This window comes from Amycolatopsis sp. NPDC050768, assembly GCF_040654155.1.
GTDB lineage: Bacteria > Actinomycetota > Actinomycetes > Mycobacteriales > Pseudonocardiaceae > Amycolatopsis.
The window spans coordinates 19405-36074 of record NZ_JBFAHL010000019.1; the positions used below are offsets into that span (position 1 = coordinate 19405).

16 protein-coding genes are annotated in these 16670 nt (G+C 71.2%); 5 read left to right on the forward strand and 11 right to left on the reverse strand.

What is annotated here, in order from left to right; genetic code table 11:
- Positions 1-34 precede the first annotated feature (34 nt).
- From AB0H62_RS39740 to AB0H62_RS39780, 9 genes are all read right to left on the reverse strand, one after another.
- Complete coding sequence (locus AB0H62_RS39740) at positions 35-772, reverse strand: ATP-binding cassette domain-containing protein (protein ID WP_360591814.1); 738 nt, start codon at positions 770-772, stop codon at positions 35-37.
- 5 nt (positions 773-777) lie between these two features.
- Positions 778-2595 carry an alpha-D-ribose 1-methylphosphonate 5-phosphate C-P-lyase PhnJ gene (locus AB0H62_RS39745; RefSeq protein ID WP_220239047.1) on the reverse strand — a complete coding sequence of 606 codons (1818 nt, stop codon included), beginning with the start codon at positions 2593-2595 and terminating at the stop codon, positions 778-780.
- Complete coding sequence (locus tag AB0H62_RS39750) at positions 2595-3704, reverse strand: carbon-phosphorus lyase complex subunit PhnI (RefSeq protein WP_220239049.1); 1110 nt, start codon at positions 3702-3704, stop codon at positions 2595-2597. Before AB0H62_RS39750 ends, AB0H62_RS39745 begins: the two co-directional genes overlap by 1 nt.
- Positions 3704-4297: a phosphonate C-P lyase system protein PhnH gene (gene phnH, locus AB0H62_RS39755; protein ID WP_220239050.1), complete on the reverse strand. Its 594-nt coding sequence runs from the start codon at positions 4295-4297 to the stop codon at positions 3704-3706. The genes AB0H62_RS39750 and phnH overlap by 1 nt, the downstream gene beginning before the upstream one ends.
- On the reverse strand, positions 4294-4728 hold the full coding sequence (phnG, locus tag AB0H62_RS39760) for a phosphonate C-P lyase system protein PhnG (protein WP_220239051.1): 435 nt from the start codon (positions 4726-4728) through the stop codon (positions 4294-4296). The genes phnH and phnG overlap by 4 nt, the downstream gene beginning before the upstream one ends.
- A complete protein-coding gene (locus AB0H62_RS39765; protein WP_255637778.1) occupies positions 4721-5470 on the reverse strand; it encodes a GntR family transcriptional regulator in 750 nt (249 codons plus the stop codon). The genes phnG and AB0H62_RS39765 overlap by 8 nt, the downstream gene beginning before the upstream one ends.
- Before the next feature lie 98 nt (positions 5471-5568).
- Positions 5569-7215, reverse strand: coding sequence for a phosphonate ABC transporter, permease protein PhnE (gene phnE, locus AB0H62_RS39770; protein WP_360591815.1), 1647 nt, complete (start codon positions 7213-7215; stop codon positions 5569-5571).
- Complete coding sequence (phnC, locus tag AB0H62_RS39775) at positions 7212-8000, reverse strand: phosphonate ABC transporter ATP-binding protein (protein ID WP_360591816.1); 789 nt, start codon at positions 7998-8000, stop codon at positions 7212-7214. The genes phnE and phnC overlap by 4 nt, the downstream gene beginning before the upstream one ends.
- On the reverse strand, positions 7997-8956 hold the full coding sequence (locus tag AB0H62_RS39780; RefSeq protein ID WP_220239055.1) for a phosphate/phosphite/phosphonate ABC transporter substrate-binding protein: 960 nt from the start codon (positions 8954-8956) through the stop codon (positions 7997-7999). The genes phnC and AB0H62_RS39780 overlap by 4 nt, the downstream gene beginning before the upstream one ends.
- Before the next feature lie 551 nt (positions 8957-9507).
- On the opposite strand from AB0H62_RS39780, the gene eno reads away from it, so the two are divergent.
- From eno to AB0H62_RS39795, 3 genes are all read left to right on the forward strand, one after another.
- Positions 9508-10785 carry a phosphopyruvate hydratase gene (gene eno, locus AB0H62_RS39785; RefSeq protein ID WP_220239056.1) on the forward strand — a complete coding sequence of 426 codons (1278 nt, stop codon included), beginning with the start codon at positions 9508-9510 and terminating at the stop codon, positions 10783-10785.
- Between the two features lie 88 nt (positions 10786-10873).
- Complete coding sequence (locus AB0H62_RS39790) at positions 10874-11440, forward strand: PadR family transcriptional regulator (protein WP_266118388.1); 567 nt, start codon at positions 10874-10876, stop codon at positions 11438-11440.
- Positions 11441-11446: 6 nt separating this feature from the next.
- The gene (locus tag AB0H62_RS39795; RefSeq protein ID WP_220239058.1) at positions 11447-12346 is read left to right on the forward strand and encodes a LysR family transcriptional regulator; all 900 of its coding nucleotides are present in this window, start codon (positions 11447-11449) and stop codon (positions 12344-12346) included.
- A 15-nt stretch (positions 12347-12361) separates the two neighbouring features.
- On the opposite strand, the gene AB0H62_RS39800 is transcribed toward AB0H62_RS39795, so the two are convergent.
- Complete coding sequence (locus AB0H62_RS39800) at positions 12362-13168, reverse strand: serine protease (protein ID WP_360591817.1); 807 nt, start codon at positions 13166-13168, stop codon at positions 12362-12364.
- 148 nt (positions 13169-13316) lie between these two features.
- Positions 13317-14567, reverse strand: a complete 1251-nt coding sequence (locus AB0H62_RS39805) for a hypothetical protein (RefSeq protein ID WP_255637780.1) — start codon at positions 14565-14567, stop codon at positions 13317-13319.
- A 287-nt stretch (positions 14568-14854) separates the two neighbouring features.
- Between AB0H62_RS39805 and AB0H62_RS39810 the strand changes: the two genes are divergently transcribed.
- A complete protein-coding gene (locus AB0H62_RS39810; protein ID WP_220239060.1) occupies positions 14855-15799 on the forward strand; it encodes an ABC transporter permease in 945 nt (314 codons plus the stop codon).
- On the forward strand, positions 15799-16668 hold the full coding sequence (locus AB0H62_RS39815) for an ABC transporter permease (RefSeq protein ID WP_220239062.1): 870 nt from the start codon (positions 15799-15801) through the stop codon (positions 16666-16668). The genes AB0H62_RS39810 and AB0H62_RS39815 overlap by 1 nt, the downstream gene beginning before the upstream one ends.
- The last annotated feature ends 2 nt before the right edge of the window (positions 16669-16670 follow it).

Sequence of the window (16670 nt, forward strand, 5' to 3'; positions counted from 1 at the left end):
GCCGCCTCCGCGGTAGTGAGAACGTCGGCAGTGGTCATGCCACTTCCTCCAGGATTTCGTCAGGAGCACCGTCGCGAGCGATGCGGCCGTCGCTCATCAGCACGACGCGGGAAGCCAGGCGCCGCATGGCGTCGAGGTCGTGGAACACCGCCAGCACGGCCACGCCTCGCGCGGTGAGCGAGGCGATGAGCTCCAGGGCGGACTCGCGGTTGGCCGGGTCCAGAGCGGACACCGGTTCGTCGAGCAGCAGCAGGCGCGGCGGCCGGACGGTGCCCGCGGCGAGGTTCACGCGCTGGCGTTCGCCACCCGAGAGCACCGAACAGTCGACGTCCCACAGCGCCTCGTCGAGGTTGAGCCGCTTCAGCGCTTCGGCGGCGGCTTCCCGCGCCTCGGCGCGGTCTACGCCGCGACGCCGGGCCGTGGCGGCCACGACTTCGAGCGGTCCGGTACGCGGGGGAGCGGCCAGGAACTGGGACACGTAACCGAATTCGCGGCCGCGCACCCGGGCCATCGCACGGTCGGGCAGCTCCGTCAGCTCGAGCTCGGTGCCGTCAGCGGTGCGCAGCCCGACCGAGCCGGAGTCGGGCAGGTAGGTGCGGTTCACGCAGCGCAGCAGCGACGACTTGCCGGCACCGCTGGGCCCGGCGAGCGCCACGTGCTCGCCGGCGCGCACGTCGAGGTCCACGCCGTGCAGCGAGTGCACGGTGCGGCCGTCGATCGTGTGCAGCGTGAACGACTTGCGCAGGCCGCGCAAGGACAGGACGGGGGACACGGGGGTCACCTCCGGGCCGCGGCGACGAGCCGCTGGGTGTAGGGGTGGTGGGGGTCGTGGAAGAGCTGGTCGGTCAGGCCGCGCTCGACCACGCGGCCGAGCTGCATCACGAGCGTGCGGTCGGTGAGCGCGTCGATCACGGAGAAGTCGTGGCTCACGACCACGGCCGCGATGTCGCGTTCGGACAGCAGGCCGCGCAGCAGGTCGAGCACACCGGCGGCCACCGACGCGTCGAGCCCGGTGGTCGGCTCGTCGAGCAGCACCACCGGCGGCTCGGTGGCCAGGGCCTTGGCGATCTGCACGCGCTGGCGCATGCCGCCCGAGAACGTCCCCACGGGATCGTCCATCCGCGACAGCGGCACCTCGACGCGGTCGAGCAGCTCGGCCGCGCGCCGGCGGATGTCGTGGTAGCCACGCCAGCCCGCCGCCGTGAGGCGCTCGGCGATGTTGCCGCCCGCGCTGACCCGCAGGTCGAGCCCGTCGGCGGGGTTCTGGTGCACCACGGCCATCGAGTCCACGCGCAGGCCGCGCCGCTGCGCGTCCGGCAGCGTCATCAGGTCCGTGCGGCCACCGTCGACAGTGGCCAGCCGGACCTCGCCGGCGGTGGCGCGCTCGTCGCCGATCACGCACGCCAGCACGGTCGACTTGCCCGAACCCGACTCGCCGATCACGCCCAGTGCCTCGCCCGGCGCGACGTCGAAGGACACGTCCCACGCCGCCACGATCGCGCCGGTCGCGGGGCTGACGGCAGTGCCGTGTTCCGGCCCGGTGCCGGGCACCGCGTCCGCGCCGCCCGCGCCGTGGACCTTGCCGATGCCGGTGACCTTCAGTGCCCACTCGGGTGCGTCCGCGGCGATCTCGCGCCGCGGCATCTCGCGGTGCTCCGCCGTCACGGTGGCTCGGGCGCGCCGGCCCGGGTCCGGCAGCAGGTTCAGCGGCGCGCGGTGGTAGTGGGCGCTCACGTCGGCGTCGCCGGCGCGCACCCGGGCGCACCACTCGGTGTCGCTGCAGGCGTAGGCGCCGCTCGTGCCGGCGGCGACGAGGAACGAATCGTCGCGACCGCACAGCTTGCACACCGCGCCCGGTGTGTACTCGACCTCGAACGGCACGTCGTCGAAGGTCAGGGGCGTCACGTCGGTGTTCGGCGGCACGGCGTAGATGCGCTTCTCGCGGCCCGCGCCGAAGAGGTTCAGCTGCGGTGACTGGTGCAGCCGCGGCACGTCCCAGCGCGGGATCGGCGTCGTGGCCATCACGTACCGGCCGCCGACCAGCACGGGGTAGCCGGTGGTGCGGGTGATCATGCCGTTGCGGACGATGTCCTCGTACAGGCTCACCCACATCGCCGAGTAGTCGCCCTCGGCGTGCATCCGGCCGCACTCGGCCATGGACTTCTCGACGCCGCGCAACGGTTCAGGCACCGGCACCTGGTACACGAGCACATCGCCTTCCGACAACGCCTCCTCGGGTACGCGGTGTCGCGTTTGGACGATCGTCGCCTCGCGCGTGTCGGCCGTCTCGGTCGCCCCGGTGGTGGCGGCGATCATCCGGCGCAGGTTGGTGGCGTTCACGCCGGCGTCGTCGCCCTGGTCGATCACCTTCACGGTGTCCTGCGTGCCGACGACGGCGAGCGTCACCTGCAGGCCGCCCGAGCCCCAGCCGCGGGCCACCGGCATCTCGCGGGAGCCGAAGGGCACCTGGTAGCCGGGCACGCACACCGCGGTCAGCGCCGCGCGGCGCACCTCGCGTTTGCCGCCCTCGTCGAGGATCCCCGCGGGTTCGGCGACCGCCTCGAGGTCGGTGAGCAGCTGTTCGGTCGTGCTCATCAGCATTCTCCTCCGAAGGGCTCGCTTTGCCGGGGCGCCGGCCCTTCACCGGCCGCGGCCTGCAGAGCCCGCTTGCGTTCCACCATCGAGCGGAACGTGACGTAGTGCGGGAGCTTGAGGTGCTCCAGGAAACCGCCGGAGTCGAGCCCGTCGGTGGTCAGCAGCAGCAGTTGTTCGAGCGGGCCGGACTTGCCGAAGCGGCGGTTGGCGATGTCGAGGTTCGCCATCGCGATGGCCTTGCGCTCGTTGTGGCCGAAGCACAGGCCGTAGCCCACATCGAAGCGGCTGCGGTCTTCTTCGGCGCCGTTGAGATCCTCGATGGCCTCGGCCTCGGTCACCCGGAAGTCGCCGACGGACACGGGGTTCCCGGTGTGCGGGTGCTTTACGCGCAGTGGCAGCCGGCCGTGGCGGACCTCGCCGAGCGTGACCTCGTGGAGGTTGCCGTCGGGTCCGAGGATCGAGCGGTACCACAATGACACCAGCGCGCCCGTCTCCGCGCGCGCCATGGCGGCCAGCGCGGCCGAGCGCGGGGCCGGCGGCCGGGCGGGCTTGCGGGTGAGGTCGAACGGCTCGGCGTCCTCGGCCTCGCCGCGGTGATCCACGGCCAGGTCGAGCTCGCGCAGCAGGTCGAGGAACCGCCGCGGCCGGCGCTGCTCGTCGGTGCGCGGCTTCGGGGCGCCCGCCACGTGCTCGTCGGCCTCCGGTGCGTCGGCCGGCTTTTCGAGCAGCCGCCCGGTGTAGTCGGTGGTACGGCCCAGCAGCTGCGGGCCGTCCGGCTCGCGGAACGCGGGCACGATCCGGCGCAGGATCAGCATTTCGTCCGGGTCCACCGGCTCGCCCACGGCCAGGCGCGGCAGCGTGGAGCGGTAGGCGCGCAGCAGGTGCGACGCCTCCAGCGGGTCGCCTTCGGCCTGGCGGAACGCCGCGGCGGCGGTGTCCTCGTCGAACAGGCCGGCCTCGCCCATCACGCGGTCGACCGCGAGCCGGAACCGCGCGACGATCTGCTCGGTGTCGGCCCACGCCACCGGCGCGTGGTCGCGGGCGCGGCGCACCAGGTCTTCGGCCGCGAGGATGGCTTCGAGCCCGCCCCGGGCTCCCGAGTACCCCATCAGTCCTCCTCGAAAATCGTGGTGGTGCGCGGCAGGCCGACGACGCGGCCGTCGTCCGTCACCAGCAGCACGTCGATCCCCGCCGGGTAGCCGGCCACGGCTTCGGCGCGCGCGGCGACGAAGCCCTTCGGCAGGCCGCGCGGGGCCAGGGTCAGTTCGCCGGGCACACCCGGGCCGGAGATTCGCCAGCGGCGCTCGCCGCCGTCCACATCGGACACGGCGAGGGCGGCCAGCGTGGCGTCCTCCGGGGCCGGCGCGGTGCCGCGGCACAGGCGCGTGATCTCGTCCGTGGTCACCGGGCGCACGGCGGCGACCAGGCGGGCCAGCTCGAGCGGCCGGATCGGCGCGGAGGTCGCCAGCGCGACGGCGTCGGCCCACTTCGTGCTTTCTTCCAGCACGCAGACGCCGGTGCCGAGGTCGGCGAGTGCGAGCACCGGCAGCACCGCGGGATCCGTGCCGCGCACCAGATCCTGTGGCAGGTCCTGCGGCGCGCCCGGACGGGAAAGCGCTTCCAACACGGTGCGGAACACCTGCTGCGACTCCGCGGGGCGCAGGACCGCGGCAGGCGCGGTGGCGTTGGCGGTGGCGATCACGTCAGCTCCTCGAACTCGACCACGGTCGGGGCCAGTTCGGCCCATTCGCGTTCTTCCCGCTCGACGAGGCGGCGCGCGACCTCGCGGCACAGTTCGTCCACTTCGGACGCGTGTGCCCGGCCGGCCTCGACCTCGGCGTCGAGCACCGCGGCGGCGAGCACAGCCGCGCGGTCGTCGCCCAGGCGCATCGCCCAGCCGCGATGGCCGGCGAGCTCCACCTCGGCGCGGCACGCGAGCACGTCGCCGAGCAGGAACCGTTCACCGGCAACGGGTTCACGAACCTGGGTCTGCACGCAGCCGACCTCCGGCGCGAGCAGCACCCGCACGTCGGCGCCGTCGGCGAGACAGGCGTCGGCGAGCGCCCGCAGTTCGCCGGGTTGGGCTTCGGCCAGCAGGCCGCAGCGCTCCTCCCGGCCCAAGGGGTCAGTCACCCTGTTCTCCTTCACGTTTCGCGGGGAAGGCCGGGTCTTCCAGCTCCACCACCACGCGGACGGCGTCCATGCGCGTCCACGCGCTGCTGGTCATGAGGACCCGGCCGGATTCGGCGTCCCGGTTGACGCTTTCGATGCACCACACCGGGACCCTGGCCTCGATCTGCAGGCCGCGCAGCACCTCGGCGGGCGGGATGTCCACGCTCGCCCGGAACCACGCGCGCACCGGCTGCACGCCGCCCAGCTGCCGCAGCACCAGGTCCACCGACTCCACGCTGTGCAGCGCGAGGTCGAGGTTCGGGGCCACGTCGACCGGGATCAGCTCCTCGGTCCAGGAGGCGAGCAGGTCGTCGATGTAGAAGTGGCGGATCACCCGGTGCACGGGCGAGCCCACCGGCCGCTCGAGCTGCCGGGCGGCCGCCTCGCAGGCCTCGACGCGTTCCACGCCCTTGATCTGCGACCGCGGCGTGGCACCGGCCGCCGCCACCGTGGCGTGCCAGGACGGCGGCCGGCTGTGCGAGATCACGTAGTCGATGCGCCGGCTCACGAACGTGCCGGCACCCTGCACTCGGCGCACGAGCAGCCGCCGCTCCAGCTCCTGCAGGGCCGAACGGGCGGCCGCCCGGCCGACCCCGAAGCGGGTGGCGAGCTCCGGCTCGCTCGCCACCCGCGTCCCGGGTGCGTAGGCCACCAGCTCGGTGGCCAGCTGGTCGGCGATGTCGAGGTACCTCGTCGAGGTCATGTCACCCACAGTGCTCGCCGGGCTTGTCCGGACAACTGCGCCGTGGCCAACGCTCGCACGCCCGAAGGTGAACATCAGCGACAGTTGTCGGCGGCGGCTCAGCGCACGACGTGCCGGAGCCAGACCGCGAGCAGTTCCACGAGCAGTACCGTGGCGAACACCAGCAGCAGGACGGTCGTGACCACGCCGAACTCGATCACCCGGGAAGCGCTGAGCAGGTCGAAGCCGATCCCGCCCGCCCCGACGATGCCCAGCAGCGTCGCCGAGCGGATGTTCGTGTCGAGCTGGTAGAGCACGTGGGCCACGAACGCGGGGGCCGCCTGCGGCAGCGTGCCCGTGAAGAACACGTGCCACGGCCCCGCCCCAGTAGCCCGGATCGCCTGCTCGACGCCCGGGTCGACCTCCTCGAGCGAGTCGGCCACGAGCTTGCCCAGCAGCCCGACCGCGCCCACGGCGAGCGCGAGCGTGCCTGCCACCGCGCCGAGCCCGGTGATCACCACGAACACGATCGCGAGCACCAGCTCCGGGATGCCGCGGATCAGCACCACGATCAGCCGGAACGTGCGCGCGACCCACGCGGCCGGCGCGACGTTGCGCGCGGCCAGCGACCCGATCGGCACCGCCAGCACCGCCCCGAGCACCGTGGCGCCCAGCGCGATCTGCACGGTGACCCACAGGTCGTCGAGCAGCTGCCCGAAGATCCCGGCCGTCTCGGGCGGCCAGAACAGCCCGGCCGTCTGCCCGAGATTGCCCAGCGCGCCGAAGAACTGCGCCGGGTCGAGGTCGGCACCCCACGCGGACGCCGCGATCACCAGCACGGTCACCACCGCGTAGGCGGCCTGGCGGACCCGGCGGAACGTCCACCCGGGACTGACCTGGTTCCCGCGCTGCACGGGGATCGCCACGGTCTTGCGGGTGTCCTGCCCGCGCAGCAGCGCGCGGCGGATGGCTCCGGAGAGCAGCTCCACCGCCACGCACAGCAGCAGCACCACCAGTGCGAGAGCCATTCCGCGCGGGTAGTCGAGCTGCTGGAACGCCGTGGCGATCGCGTACCCGAGCCCGTCGACGCCGACGAACCCGAGCACCACCGAGACCCGCAGGTTGATGTCCAGCCGGTGCAGCGCGGTCGCCACGAACGCCGGCAGCACCTGCGGGAGCACGCCGGTCACGAGCTCCTGGAACGTCCCGGCGCCGCCCGCCCGCACGGCCGAGCGGGTGCCTTCGTCGATCTGCTCGACCGCGTCGGCGTACATCTTGGCGACCATGCCGACCGAGTGCAGGCCCATGGCCAGCACCCCGGTCATGGCGCCGAGGCCGAAGATGCGGAAGAACACGATGGCGAGCACCACGTCGGGCACGGCCCGGGCCAGCACGATGAGCGTGCGGGCCCCGACGCGCACCGTGCGGTGCGGCGTCGTGTTCACGGCCGCGAGGATCGCCAGCGGCACGCTGATGATCACCGACAGCAACGTCGCGGACACGACGATCGCCAGCGTTTTCCCGCACAGCTCCAGCAGCTCGCCCACGGGCGGGAAGTCGAGCGGGAACATCCGGCCGGCGAAGTCGACGGCGTTGTCGGCGCTGTCGACGAACGTGGCCACGTTGATCTTCAGGTCCGCCACCGCCCACACGCCGACGGCGACGATCGCGGCGAGGACGAGCCACGCCGCCGTGCCACCGGCGCGGGGCCGGGCGAGGGTCCGCTGCGCCACGCGGGCGGTGGACAGCGGCGGCGCGGCGGTCATCCGACGGCCGCGGGCACGGGCAGCGGGGCCGCGGCCACCTTGGCGTACAGGCCCATGGCCGCGTCCCGATCCAGCCCGGCGACCGGGGTGTCGAGCACCGCCTGGCCGCCGCGCAGGCCGACCACCCGGTCGCCCCAGCTCAGCGCCAGGTCGACCTGGTGCAGGCTGCACAGCACCGTGAGCTTCTGCTCGGCCCCGATCTCCCGGATCAGGGCCATGACCTGAGCCGACGACTCAGGGTCGAGCGAGGCCACCGGCTCGTCGGCGAGCAGGATCTCCGGCCGCTGCATCAGCGCCCGCGCCACGGCGACGCGCTGCTGCTGGCCTCCTGAGAGCGTGTCGGCCCGCTGGAACGCGCGGTCGAGCAGCCCCACCCGTTCGAGGTGGCCCAGCGCCTCGATCCGGACGGACTTCGGATAGGTGAACAGGCCCAGCCGCGGCCCGCGCAGGCGCCCGAGGGCACCCGCGCAGACGTTCTCCAGCACCGTGAGGCTGCCGATGAGGTGGAACTGCTGGAACACGAACCCGATCCGCCGGCGCAGGCGCCGCAGTTCACTGCCGCGGGCCTTGCCGACGTCGGTGCCGAGTACCGTGACCGAGCCGCCGGTGGGCCGCTGCAGCCCGTCGACGTGGCGCAGCAGCGTGGATTTGCCGGAGCCCGAGAGCCCGAGCAGCACCACGACCTCACCCGGGTGGACCTTCAGCGAAACCTCGTCCAGCGCCCGGACTTCGGGCCCGAAGTGCTTGCTGACACCTTCGAAGACGATGACCGGTTCGTCGGTCACGACGCGGTGCACTGCTTGTCCTTGGTGGTCGCGCAGACCTTGCGGACACCGGCGTAGAACGCGTCGTCGACCTTCGCGTAGCCCCAGTCGCCGGCGTCGTCGACCGCCTTGCAGGCGGTGGAGCAGAAGCCGTTGGCGGTGAGGTAGTCGACGTTGGCCTTGTTCTGGAACACGTCGGTGATCTTCGCCTTGAGGTCGGCGGAGAGGTCGTCGTCCACCGCGACCGGCGAGCCGGCGATGATGTCGGACTTCCAGACGGTGTTGATGTCGCCCTGCTTCAGCTGGCCCTTGTCGATCAGGATCTTGTCGACCATGACGTCCTCGGCGAAGCCGGCATCGCACTGGCCGCTGTTGACGGCGAGCACGGACGCGTCGTGGCCACCGGTCATCACCGGAGTGATGTCCTTGACCGGGTCGATGCCGGCCTGCAGCAGCGCGGCCTTCGGGTACAGGTAGCCCGAGGTCGAAGCGGGGTCTACGAAGCAGATCTTCTTGCCCTTGAAGTCGGCGATGCTCTTGATCGGCGAGCCCGCCTTGGTGATGCCGTAGGACTTGTAGCCGGGCGTCTCACCCTTGGTGGTGATCCCGGCGGCGATCGGGGTGGCCTTCACGCCGCTGTTCTTGGCGAGCACGTAGGAGAGCGGGCCGTAGTTGGCGATGTCGACCTTGCCGCTGCGCTGCGCCTCGATCACCGCGGCGTAGTCGGTGGCCGGCTGGAACTTGATCTTCTTGCCGGTCTCCTTCTCCAGGAGGTTGATCACCGGCTGGAAGGACTGCTGGAGGCTCTGCGCGTTTTCGGACGGAACCGCCGAGAAGACGAGCTCATCGGGGTTACGACCGCCACCATCGGCTGCGTTGCCGGTGTTCGTCGCCGCGCTCTGGCCGCACGCGGCCAGGAGGAAGGCGGCGGCCACGCCGAGGACGGCCGCGGCCGTGCGTCGGGGGAGACGGGACATCGGGGACTCTCCTTTTTTTCGCCCGGGTAGGGCGGCAGGTGTTGACGTCCCGAGAGTCGTTCCGGCCGATGCAGGTGAGGAGAAGCCGTGGTTACGCTTCGCAGAACTCCGCGCGTAAGTTGTCGTAACCCGGTCGGAGGAGTGCGCAGTGGTGACCGGTGCCTCGCCCGCGTGTGGATCAAGGGCGCCAGCTGTGAAGATCTTGGCAGGGCCCGTAATGGCTTCGTGACTTCGGGTTCGGCGGGACTTGGTGAGCGTGTTACGCAGAGCGACGCTTTCGGGGTACTCCTCGACCATGGCTCCCGGCTCGCCGGGACGCCAGATGTCCGTTGTGGACTCTCCGTGAACTGTGCGGCTCGAGCCGGGGCGCAAGAGCCTCCTCGTTCGTCCCCCTGAGCGGAACGGCGCCACCTCGTCGCCGAACTTTCAGGATCGATTCAGCGGATTTCTGCTAGCCTCCCCGTGATTCGCGGCTCACCGTGGTGCCGCCTGCCGCCGCAGTGCCCACGGTCTCGTCGACGAGCGCTCCGGCCGAACCTCCGAGGAGCGACATGACAAGCATCGTCCGGGTCAAGGGCCGCGAGGTGCTGGACAGCCGCGGGAACCCGACGGTCGAGGTCGATGTGGAGCTGGCCGACGGGTCGCGCGGGCGCGCGGCCGTGCCGTCGGGGGCGTCCACGGGCACGCGCGAGGCCGTGGAGCTGCGTGACGGCGACAAGTCCCGCTACCACGGCAAGGGCGTGCGCAAGGCCGTCGACGCGGTGAACGGCGAGATCGCCGAGGCCGTGACCGGGCTCGAAGCCGAGGCGCAGGCCGACGTCGACCGTTCGCTGATCGCGCTCGACGGCACCGCGAACAAGGCTCGCCTCGGCGCCAACGCGACGCTCGGGGTGTCGCTGGCCGTGGTGAAGGCCGCCGCGGCCGCGAACCACCTGCCGCTTTACCGCTACGTCGGCGGGGTCTACGCGCACCTGCTGCCGATGCCGATGATGAACATCATCAACGGCGGCGCCCACGCCGACAACCCGATCGACTTCCAGGAGTTCATGATCGGCCCGGTCGGCGCCGAGACGTTCGCCGACGCCGTGCGCATGGGCTCCGAGGTCTTCCACACGCTGCGCAAGTCGCTGCACGAGGCCGGCCACAACACCAACGTCGGCGACGAAGGCGGCTTCGCGCCGCAGCTCGGCTCGGCCGACGAGGCGCTCGAGTTCGTGGTGCGCGCGATCGAGCAGACCGGCTACACGCCGGGCGAGGACATCGCGTTGCTGCTCGACCCGGCGGCGTCGGAGTTCTACACCGGCGAGGTCTACGACTACACCGGCGAAGGCCGCAAGCGCAGCATCGAAGAACACGTGGCCTACCTCGAAGACCTCACGCGGCGCTTCCCCATCGTGTCCATCGAGGACGGTCTGGCGCAGGACGACTACACCGGCTGGAAGCAGCTCACCGACACCATCGGCGACCGCGTGCAGCTCGTGGGCGACGACCTGTTCTGCACCAACGTCGAGATCCTCAAGGACGGTATCGAGCGCGGCATCGCGAACTCGATCCTCATCAAGGTCAACCAGATCGGCACCCTCACCGAGACGCTCGCCGCCGTCGAGACCGCGCACAAGGCCGGCTACTCCGCGGTCATGTCGCACCGCTCGGGCGAGACCGAGGACACCACGATCGCCGACCTCGCCGTGGCCACCAACTGCGGCCAGATCAAGACCGGCTCCCTCTCGCGCTCCGACCGCACCGCGAAGTACAACCAGCTCCTGCGCATCGAGGAGGAGCTCGGCACCGAGGCCCGGTACGCGGGGCGCGCCACGCTGCGCGGCTGAGCCGAAAACAGCGCCAGGCGAGCGGCGGCCCGGCCCGATCTTCCACGACTAGTATCACCGAGACTACTCACGAGCTACAGTGTCGGACGTGGAAGACGGAGCCGGGTTGTCCGCTGGGTTGTCACTGAGCGAGTGGATCGTGCTCTGCCTGATAACAGAGTCCCCGACGCACGGTTTCGCCCTCGTGCGGCTCACGTCGGAGGCCGGCGAGGTCGGTCGCGTCTGGCGGCTGCCGAAACCCGTCGTCTACCGCGCTGTGGACCGCTTGCTGGCCCGCGGGTTCGTGGTGGGCGCGGGCACCGAACCCGGCGACTCCGGCCCGCCGCGTGCGCTCGTGCAGGCCACGCCCGAAGGCCACGCGGCCGTGGGCGAGTGGCTCGCCCGGCCGGCCCGGCACGTGCGTGACGTGCGCTCGGAGCTGCTGGTGAAGCTCGCGTTGCTGGAACGACGCGGGGCCGACCCGGCGCCGTTGCTCGGCGAGCAGCGGCGGGTGCTGGACCGGATCGTCGACGGGCTCGAGAAGCAGCAGGGCTCCTCCGACGGGTTCGACATCGTGCTGCTCACCTTCCGGCTCGAGAACGCGCGGGCGGCCGTCGCGTTCGTGGACGCGACCCTCGGCGGGCGGGCACCGCAGTACGCCGTCACGGGCGAGTAGGCGCCTGTGCTGGACGTCAGGCGCCTGCGGATCCTCGTCGCGGTGGTCGAAGGGGGTTCGTTCACCGCGGCCGCGCACCGGCTGCAGCTCACGCAGTCGGCGGTCTCGCAGCAGATGTCGGTGATCGAGCGAGAGGTCGGCATGTCGCTGCTCAAACGGCTGCCGCGCGGGGTCGAGCTGACCCCGGCGGGCGAGGTGCTTGCCGCGCACGCGAAGAGCCTGTTCGGCGAGCTCTCGGCCATCGAGCAGGAGGTGCGCTCGTTCGGCACCGACCCGGCGGAGCTGCGGATCGAGGCGTTCGCGACCGCGGGGGTCGAGCTGCTGCCGCCGGTGGTGAAGGCGTTCCGCGAACTGCACCCCGGCGTGCGCCTGCGCCTGTCGGCCACCCACGGCGACGACGCGTTCAGCCGGCTGCGCGAGGGCGCCGCGCACGTGGTCCTCGTGTGGGGCTACGACTTCGCGCCGCAGCCCGTGGACCGCGGGCTGCACCACGTGGCTCTGCCCGATGACCCGCTGCACGTCGTGCTGCCGCTGGACCACCCGCTCGTCGACGCGGAAGAGGTGGCGCTGGCCGACCTGTCCGGGGAGCAGTGGGTGACGCGTACGCACCGCGCGCCGTACGAGCAGGCGTACGAGACGATGTGCCGCATCGCCGGGTTCGAACCGCAGATCACCTTCCGCGCGGCGGATTACCAGTCGCTGCAAGGGCTCGTGGCCGCGGGCATGGGTGTGAGCCTCGTGCCGCGGCTGTCGTTGGCGGCGCACCGCAAGGATCTCGCCGACCGTCCGCTGGCGGGTCGCGGGTTCGCCCGGCGCGTCACGGCGGCGACGCTGCCCGAGGCGCCGCGGTCGAAGCCGGTCGCGGATTTCCTCGAGGTGCTGCGCTCGTCGGCCGGCGCCGCGTAGGTCTACTGTGGACTGTCAGTGGCCGCGGGTCTTCCGGGCGATCGCGCCGGCGAACGTGGTCACGCGCGTGTAGACGCCGGGCTTGCCGGGTTTCGCGCAGCCGTCGCCGAAGGACACGATCCCGACGAGTGTGTCGCCGATGACGAGCGGGCCGCCGGAGTCGCCCTTGCACGCGTCGATGCCGCCTTGCTGGTACCCGGCGCACACCATGCTCGCCGGATCGTAGGAGTCGTAGGCCTGCTTGCACGTCGAGTCGCTGACCATCGGCACCACGGCGCCGCGCAGGTAGTCGGAGCGTTCGCCGCCGTCGGCGACGCGGCCCCAGCCGAGCACGGTGGCCTTCGTGCCCGGGGTGTACACATCGGTGTCGCGGGCCACCGTCGCCGCGCGGCCGGGCAGGCGGCCGCGCACGGTCAGCACCGCGATGTCGTGGCCCTCTTCGGCCTTCTCGAAGTCCGGGTGCACCCACGCTTTCGTGACGGCGAGCGTGCTGCCCTCGTTCGTGCGCTTGTCCTCCCGGCCGACGACGACGCGGATGTCCTTCGTGGCCACCGCTTCGGCGCAGTGGGCCGCGGTCGCGACCGTCGAGCTGCTCACGATCACGCCGCCGCAGAACTGCGTGCCGGCGTCGTCCACGAGGTACACCGCGTACGGGTAGTCGGCCAGCGATGCCTTTTCCCCGCCCACGATCGCGCCTTGCGCGGCCGCTTCCGGGCCGGTGACCACAGTGGTCACCACTGCCGCACCGAACACCGCCATACTGAAGAACGCTGCGGCGAGTACCGCGTTCGGATGTCTTCCGAGCAGTCGTGTCCTCGGCATGAAAACCCCCTCGGCGCAAAGAAAACGATGGCAGACACGATAGCTGGGCCGACGGGAAACCGGTGTCGCTGAACCGGGTGGAAAAAACGTTGCGGGTCAAGGTGAACGGTCCGGCGGAGTGTCCCCGCCGGACCGTTCACCGCCGAATTCAGGAGCAGAGCGGGGCGACGGGGAGGTCGGACCCGGTCTTCACGTAGGCGTCGGAGATGAAGTTGTCCGGGCCGATGCGGTCCCAGATCGTGCTGGTGCCGAACGTTCCGGTCACCGAAGAACCGTTGACGTAGCACTCGATGTTGACCTTGGCGTAGTTCGCCGCGAGACCCTTGACGGCGGCCGTGGTGCTCGCGGTGGCGCGCACGTTCATCGGGTCGCCGGCGGTGCTCACGACCCCGGTGGCGGCGGCCGAACCAGTCCACAAATAGGTCACCTTCACGTTGCCGTTGTCGGCGAGCCCGAGCCCGGAGTTGAACACGCCGTCGGCGAGGTCGATGCCGGCCGGGTTGCCCACGGTGTAGCCGAGGTCGTCCTTACCGCCGTTGTAGTGGTTGTGGTAGGCGGCATACGCCTCCGGCTGGCCCTGCGGCAGGTCCTTGTACTCCGAGCGGACCGAGGCCGGGTTCCAGTAGTCGTCCTTGGTGTTCCACGGGCCGACGTCCCACACCGGCGCGTACTCACAGCGGCTGCCGTCGGTGCGGCACACCTTCACCGTGTAGTTCCCGGTGCCCTTGGGCGAGGTCGCCTTCCCCGAGGGCAGCGCGACGAAGTGGTCGTTGGCCGTGATCACGTGGCCGTTGGCGGTGGTGTGGCCGGTGAGGCCTTCGCGCGTGGCGTAGATCGTGTAGGTCAGCGGGGTCGTGGCCGCGAGCGCGTTGGCCTGCGGGGCCAGCGTGCCGTCGAGGTCGACCTCGCGCACGGTCGGGCGCACGCCGTCGGTGGTGCTCGACAGCGAGATCCGCGCCTGCACCACGCTCACCGCGCGGCCGAAGGTCGCGGCCTGCGCGCCGGCCGGCGTCCACTCGGTCCAGTCGTCGGCGCCGGTGCGGCCGCGCACGTCGATCTGCACGTCGGTGCCCTTCGGCAGGTCCGCGGCGACCTTCGTCGTCACGCGGTTCACCGGCGAGGCGAGCTGCCGCGCGGCGGAGACCAGGTAGCCCTGGCTGCCGGCGGTGAGCAGATCCGTTCTGTGCCAAGCGGAATCCTTCAGCGTCAGCGCTCCGCCCGCCGCCTCGACGTTGACGTCGTCACCGTCGACATGGGACAGATCGGCGCGCCAGGACCCGGCCGGCGCGGCGCTCGCGGGCGCCGCCAGCGCCACCCCGCTCGTGGTGACCGCGCCCGCGGCCAGGACTGCCGCGACCACGCGGCGGGCAGTTGTCTTCCCGACTGTCTTCCCCAGCACGACACTCAGCTCCTTCACTCGTCCGTCGCGAACGGTGAGGAGTCTGTGCGCGTTCCGTACACGATCCGTACAACGCGGAGGCGGGGTCGTGTATCACAGTGTGCCCCGGATTGTCCGGTTTGCCGATCATCTACATCGGACACTTCGGGAGCGGTAGCGCCGAAAGTAGGAAGATCACCAGGTGGGACACCAGCACGTCAGTTTCCGTGGACACCGTGGACAGGTGAGCCGTTGCCGGTGTAGGTCTATGCACCAGGCAAGTACTGGAACGATCACGGGGACGGTTGATGGCGGGGTACCTGGCGCGCCGCGTCCTGCAGTCGGTCGTGGTGGTCGTGCTGGTCGCGGTGCTCACCTTCGTGCTGCTGCAGCTGCTGCCCGGCGGACCGGCCCGCGCGATCCTGGGGCCGAAGGCCACGCAGCTGCAGATCCGGACCTTCCTCCACGACAACGGCTACGACCGTCCGTTGATCACGCAGTTCCTCACCTGGGCCGGGCGCGTGCTCCACGGTGACCTCGGCTACTCGTACAAGCTCAACCAGCCGGTGACCGACGTGATCGCCGATCACCTGCCCAAGACGATCCTGCTCATGACACTGTCCACTTTGGTCGCTCTCGTCGTGGCGGTGCCGCTGGGCGTGTACCAGGCGCGCAAGCGCAACACGCTGGGCGACTACGTGGCCACGGGCCTGTCGTTCGCGTTCTACTCGATGCCGAGCTTCTTCCTCGGCGAGATCCTCGTGCTGCTGTTCGCGGTGCAGCTGCAGTGGTTCTCCCCGCTCGGGCCGAGCGGTGACTCACTGGGCGAGATCCTGTCGCAGGCACCCGCGCTCGTGCTGCCCGTGGTCACGCTGGCGCTGATCACCATCGCGTCGTTCAGCCGCTACGCGCGCTCGTCGGTGATGGAGAACCTGAGCCAGGACTACGTGCGCACCGCGCTCGCGGGTGGGGCGAGCGAGGGCAAGGTGCTCACGCGGCACGTGCTGCGCAACTCGCTCATCCCGATCGTCACGCTGCTGGGGCTGTCGCTGCCGCAGCTGTTCGCGGGCGCGCTCATCACCGAGCAGGTGTTCAACTACCCGGGCATGGGCTTCACGTTCATCCAGGGTGCCCAGGTGCACGACTACCCGGTGCTGCTGGGGATCGGGCTCGTCGTCGCGCTCGCGACGGTGGCCGGCTCCCTGCTCGCGGACATCGGCTACGCCGTGCTCGACCCGAGGGTGAAGTACTGATGACCGACCAAGCGGCACCCCCGAGATCGACGGCGCGGGCGACCCTGCGGGCCTTCCTGGAGAACCGCCTGGCGGTCGCGGGGCTCGTGCTGATCGTTCTGTTCGTGCTGTTCTGCTTCTTCGGCCCGCTCGTCTACCACACCGAGCAGATCGCGACGAACCTCGCGGGCGCCAACCAGCCGCCGGGCGCGGGTCACCCGCTGGGCACCGACGACGTGGGCTACGACGAGCTCGGCCGGCTCATGGTCGGGGGCCAGTCGTCGCTCGAGATCGGCGTCGCGGCCGCGGTGCTCGCGACCATGTTCGGCACGTTCTGGGGCGCCATCGCGGGCTACGTCGGCGGGTTCGTCGACACGGTGATGATGCGGATCGTCGACACGCTGCTGGCCATCCCCACGCTGTTCCTGCTGCTGATCCTCGCCGCGATCTTCACGCCGACGCTGGGACTGCTGATCCTGGTGGTGTCGTTCGGCGCGTGGCTGAGTCCCGCCCGGCTCGTGCGCGGCGAGACGCTTTCCCTGCGCACCCGCGAGTACGTGCAGGCCGTGCGGATGATGGGCGGCGGCGGGAAACGCGTGGTGCTGCGCCACATCATGCCCAACGCGATCGGCACCATCGTGGTCAACGCGACCTTCCAGGTGGCCGACGCGATCCTGCTCGTGGCGGCGTTGAGCTACCTCGGCCTCGGCATCGCGCCGCCGCACGCCGACTGGGGCAACATGCTGTCCAACGGCACCGAGTTCGTGCAGAACGGCTACTGGTGGATGATCCTGCCGCCCGGCATCGCGATCATGCTCGTGGTCGTGGCGTTCAACCTGCTCGGCGACGCCCTGCGCGACGCGCTCGAAGTGCGGCTGCGGAGGCGCTGAAC

Excerpts from the sequence above, each read along its gene's own strand:
- AB0H62_RS39745 (WP_220239047.1), bottom strand. The coding sequence starts at position 2,595 with ATGAGCACGACCGAACAGCTGCTCACCGACCTCGAGGCGGTCGCCGAA.
- AB0H62_RS39750 (WP_220239049.1), bottom strand. The coding sequence starts at position 3,704 with ATGGGGTACTCGGGAGCCCGGGGCGGGCTCGAAGCCATCCTCGCGGCC.
- AB0H62_RS39765 (WP_255637778.1), bottom strand. The coding sequence starts at position 5,470 with ATGACCTCGACGAGGTACCTCGACATCGCCGACCAGCTGGCCACCGAG.
- phnE (WP_360591815.1), bottom strand. The coding sequence starts at position 7,215 with ATGACCGCCGCGCCGCCGCTGTCCACCGCCCGCGTGGCGCAGCGGACC.
- AB0H62_RS39780 (WP_220239055.1), bottom strand. The coding sequence starts at position 8,956 with ATGTCCCGTCTCCCCCGACGCACGGCCGCGGCCGTCCTCGGCGTGGCC.
- eno (WP_220239056.1), top strand. The coding sequence starts at position 9,508 with ATGACAAGCATCGTCCGGGTCAAGGGCCGCGAGGTGCTGGACAGCCGC.
- AB0H62_RS39800 (WP_360591817.1), bottom strand. The coding sequence starts at position 13,168 with ATGCCGAGGACACGACTGCTCGGAAGACATCCGAACGCGGTACTCGCC.
- AB0H62_RS39810 (WP_220239060.1), top strand. The coding sequence starts at position 14,855 with ATGGCGGGGTACCTGGCGCGCCGCGTCCTGCAGTCGGTCGTGGTGGTC.
- AB0H62_RS39815 (WP_220239062.1), top strand. The coding sequence starts at position 15,799 with ATGACCGACCAAGCGGCACCCCCGAGATCGACGGCGCGGGCGACCCTG.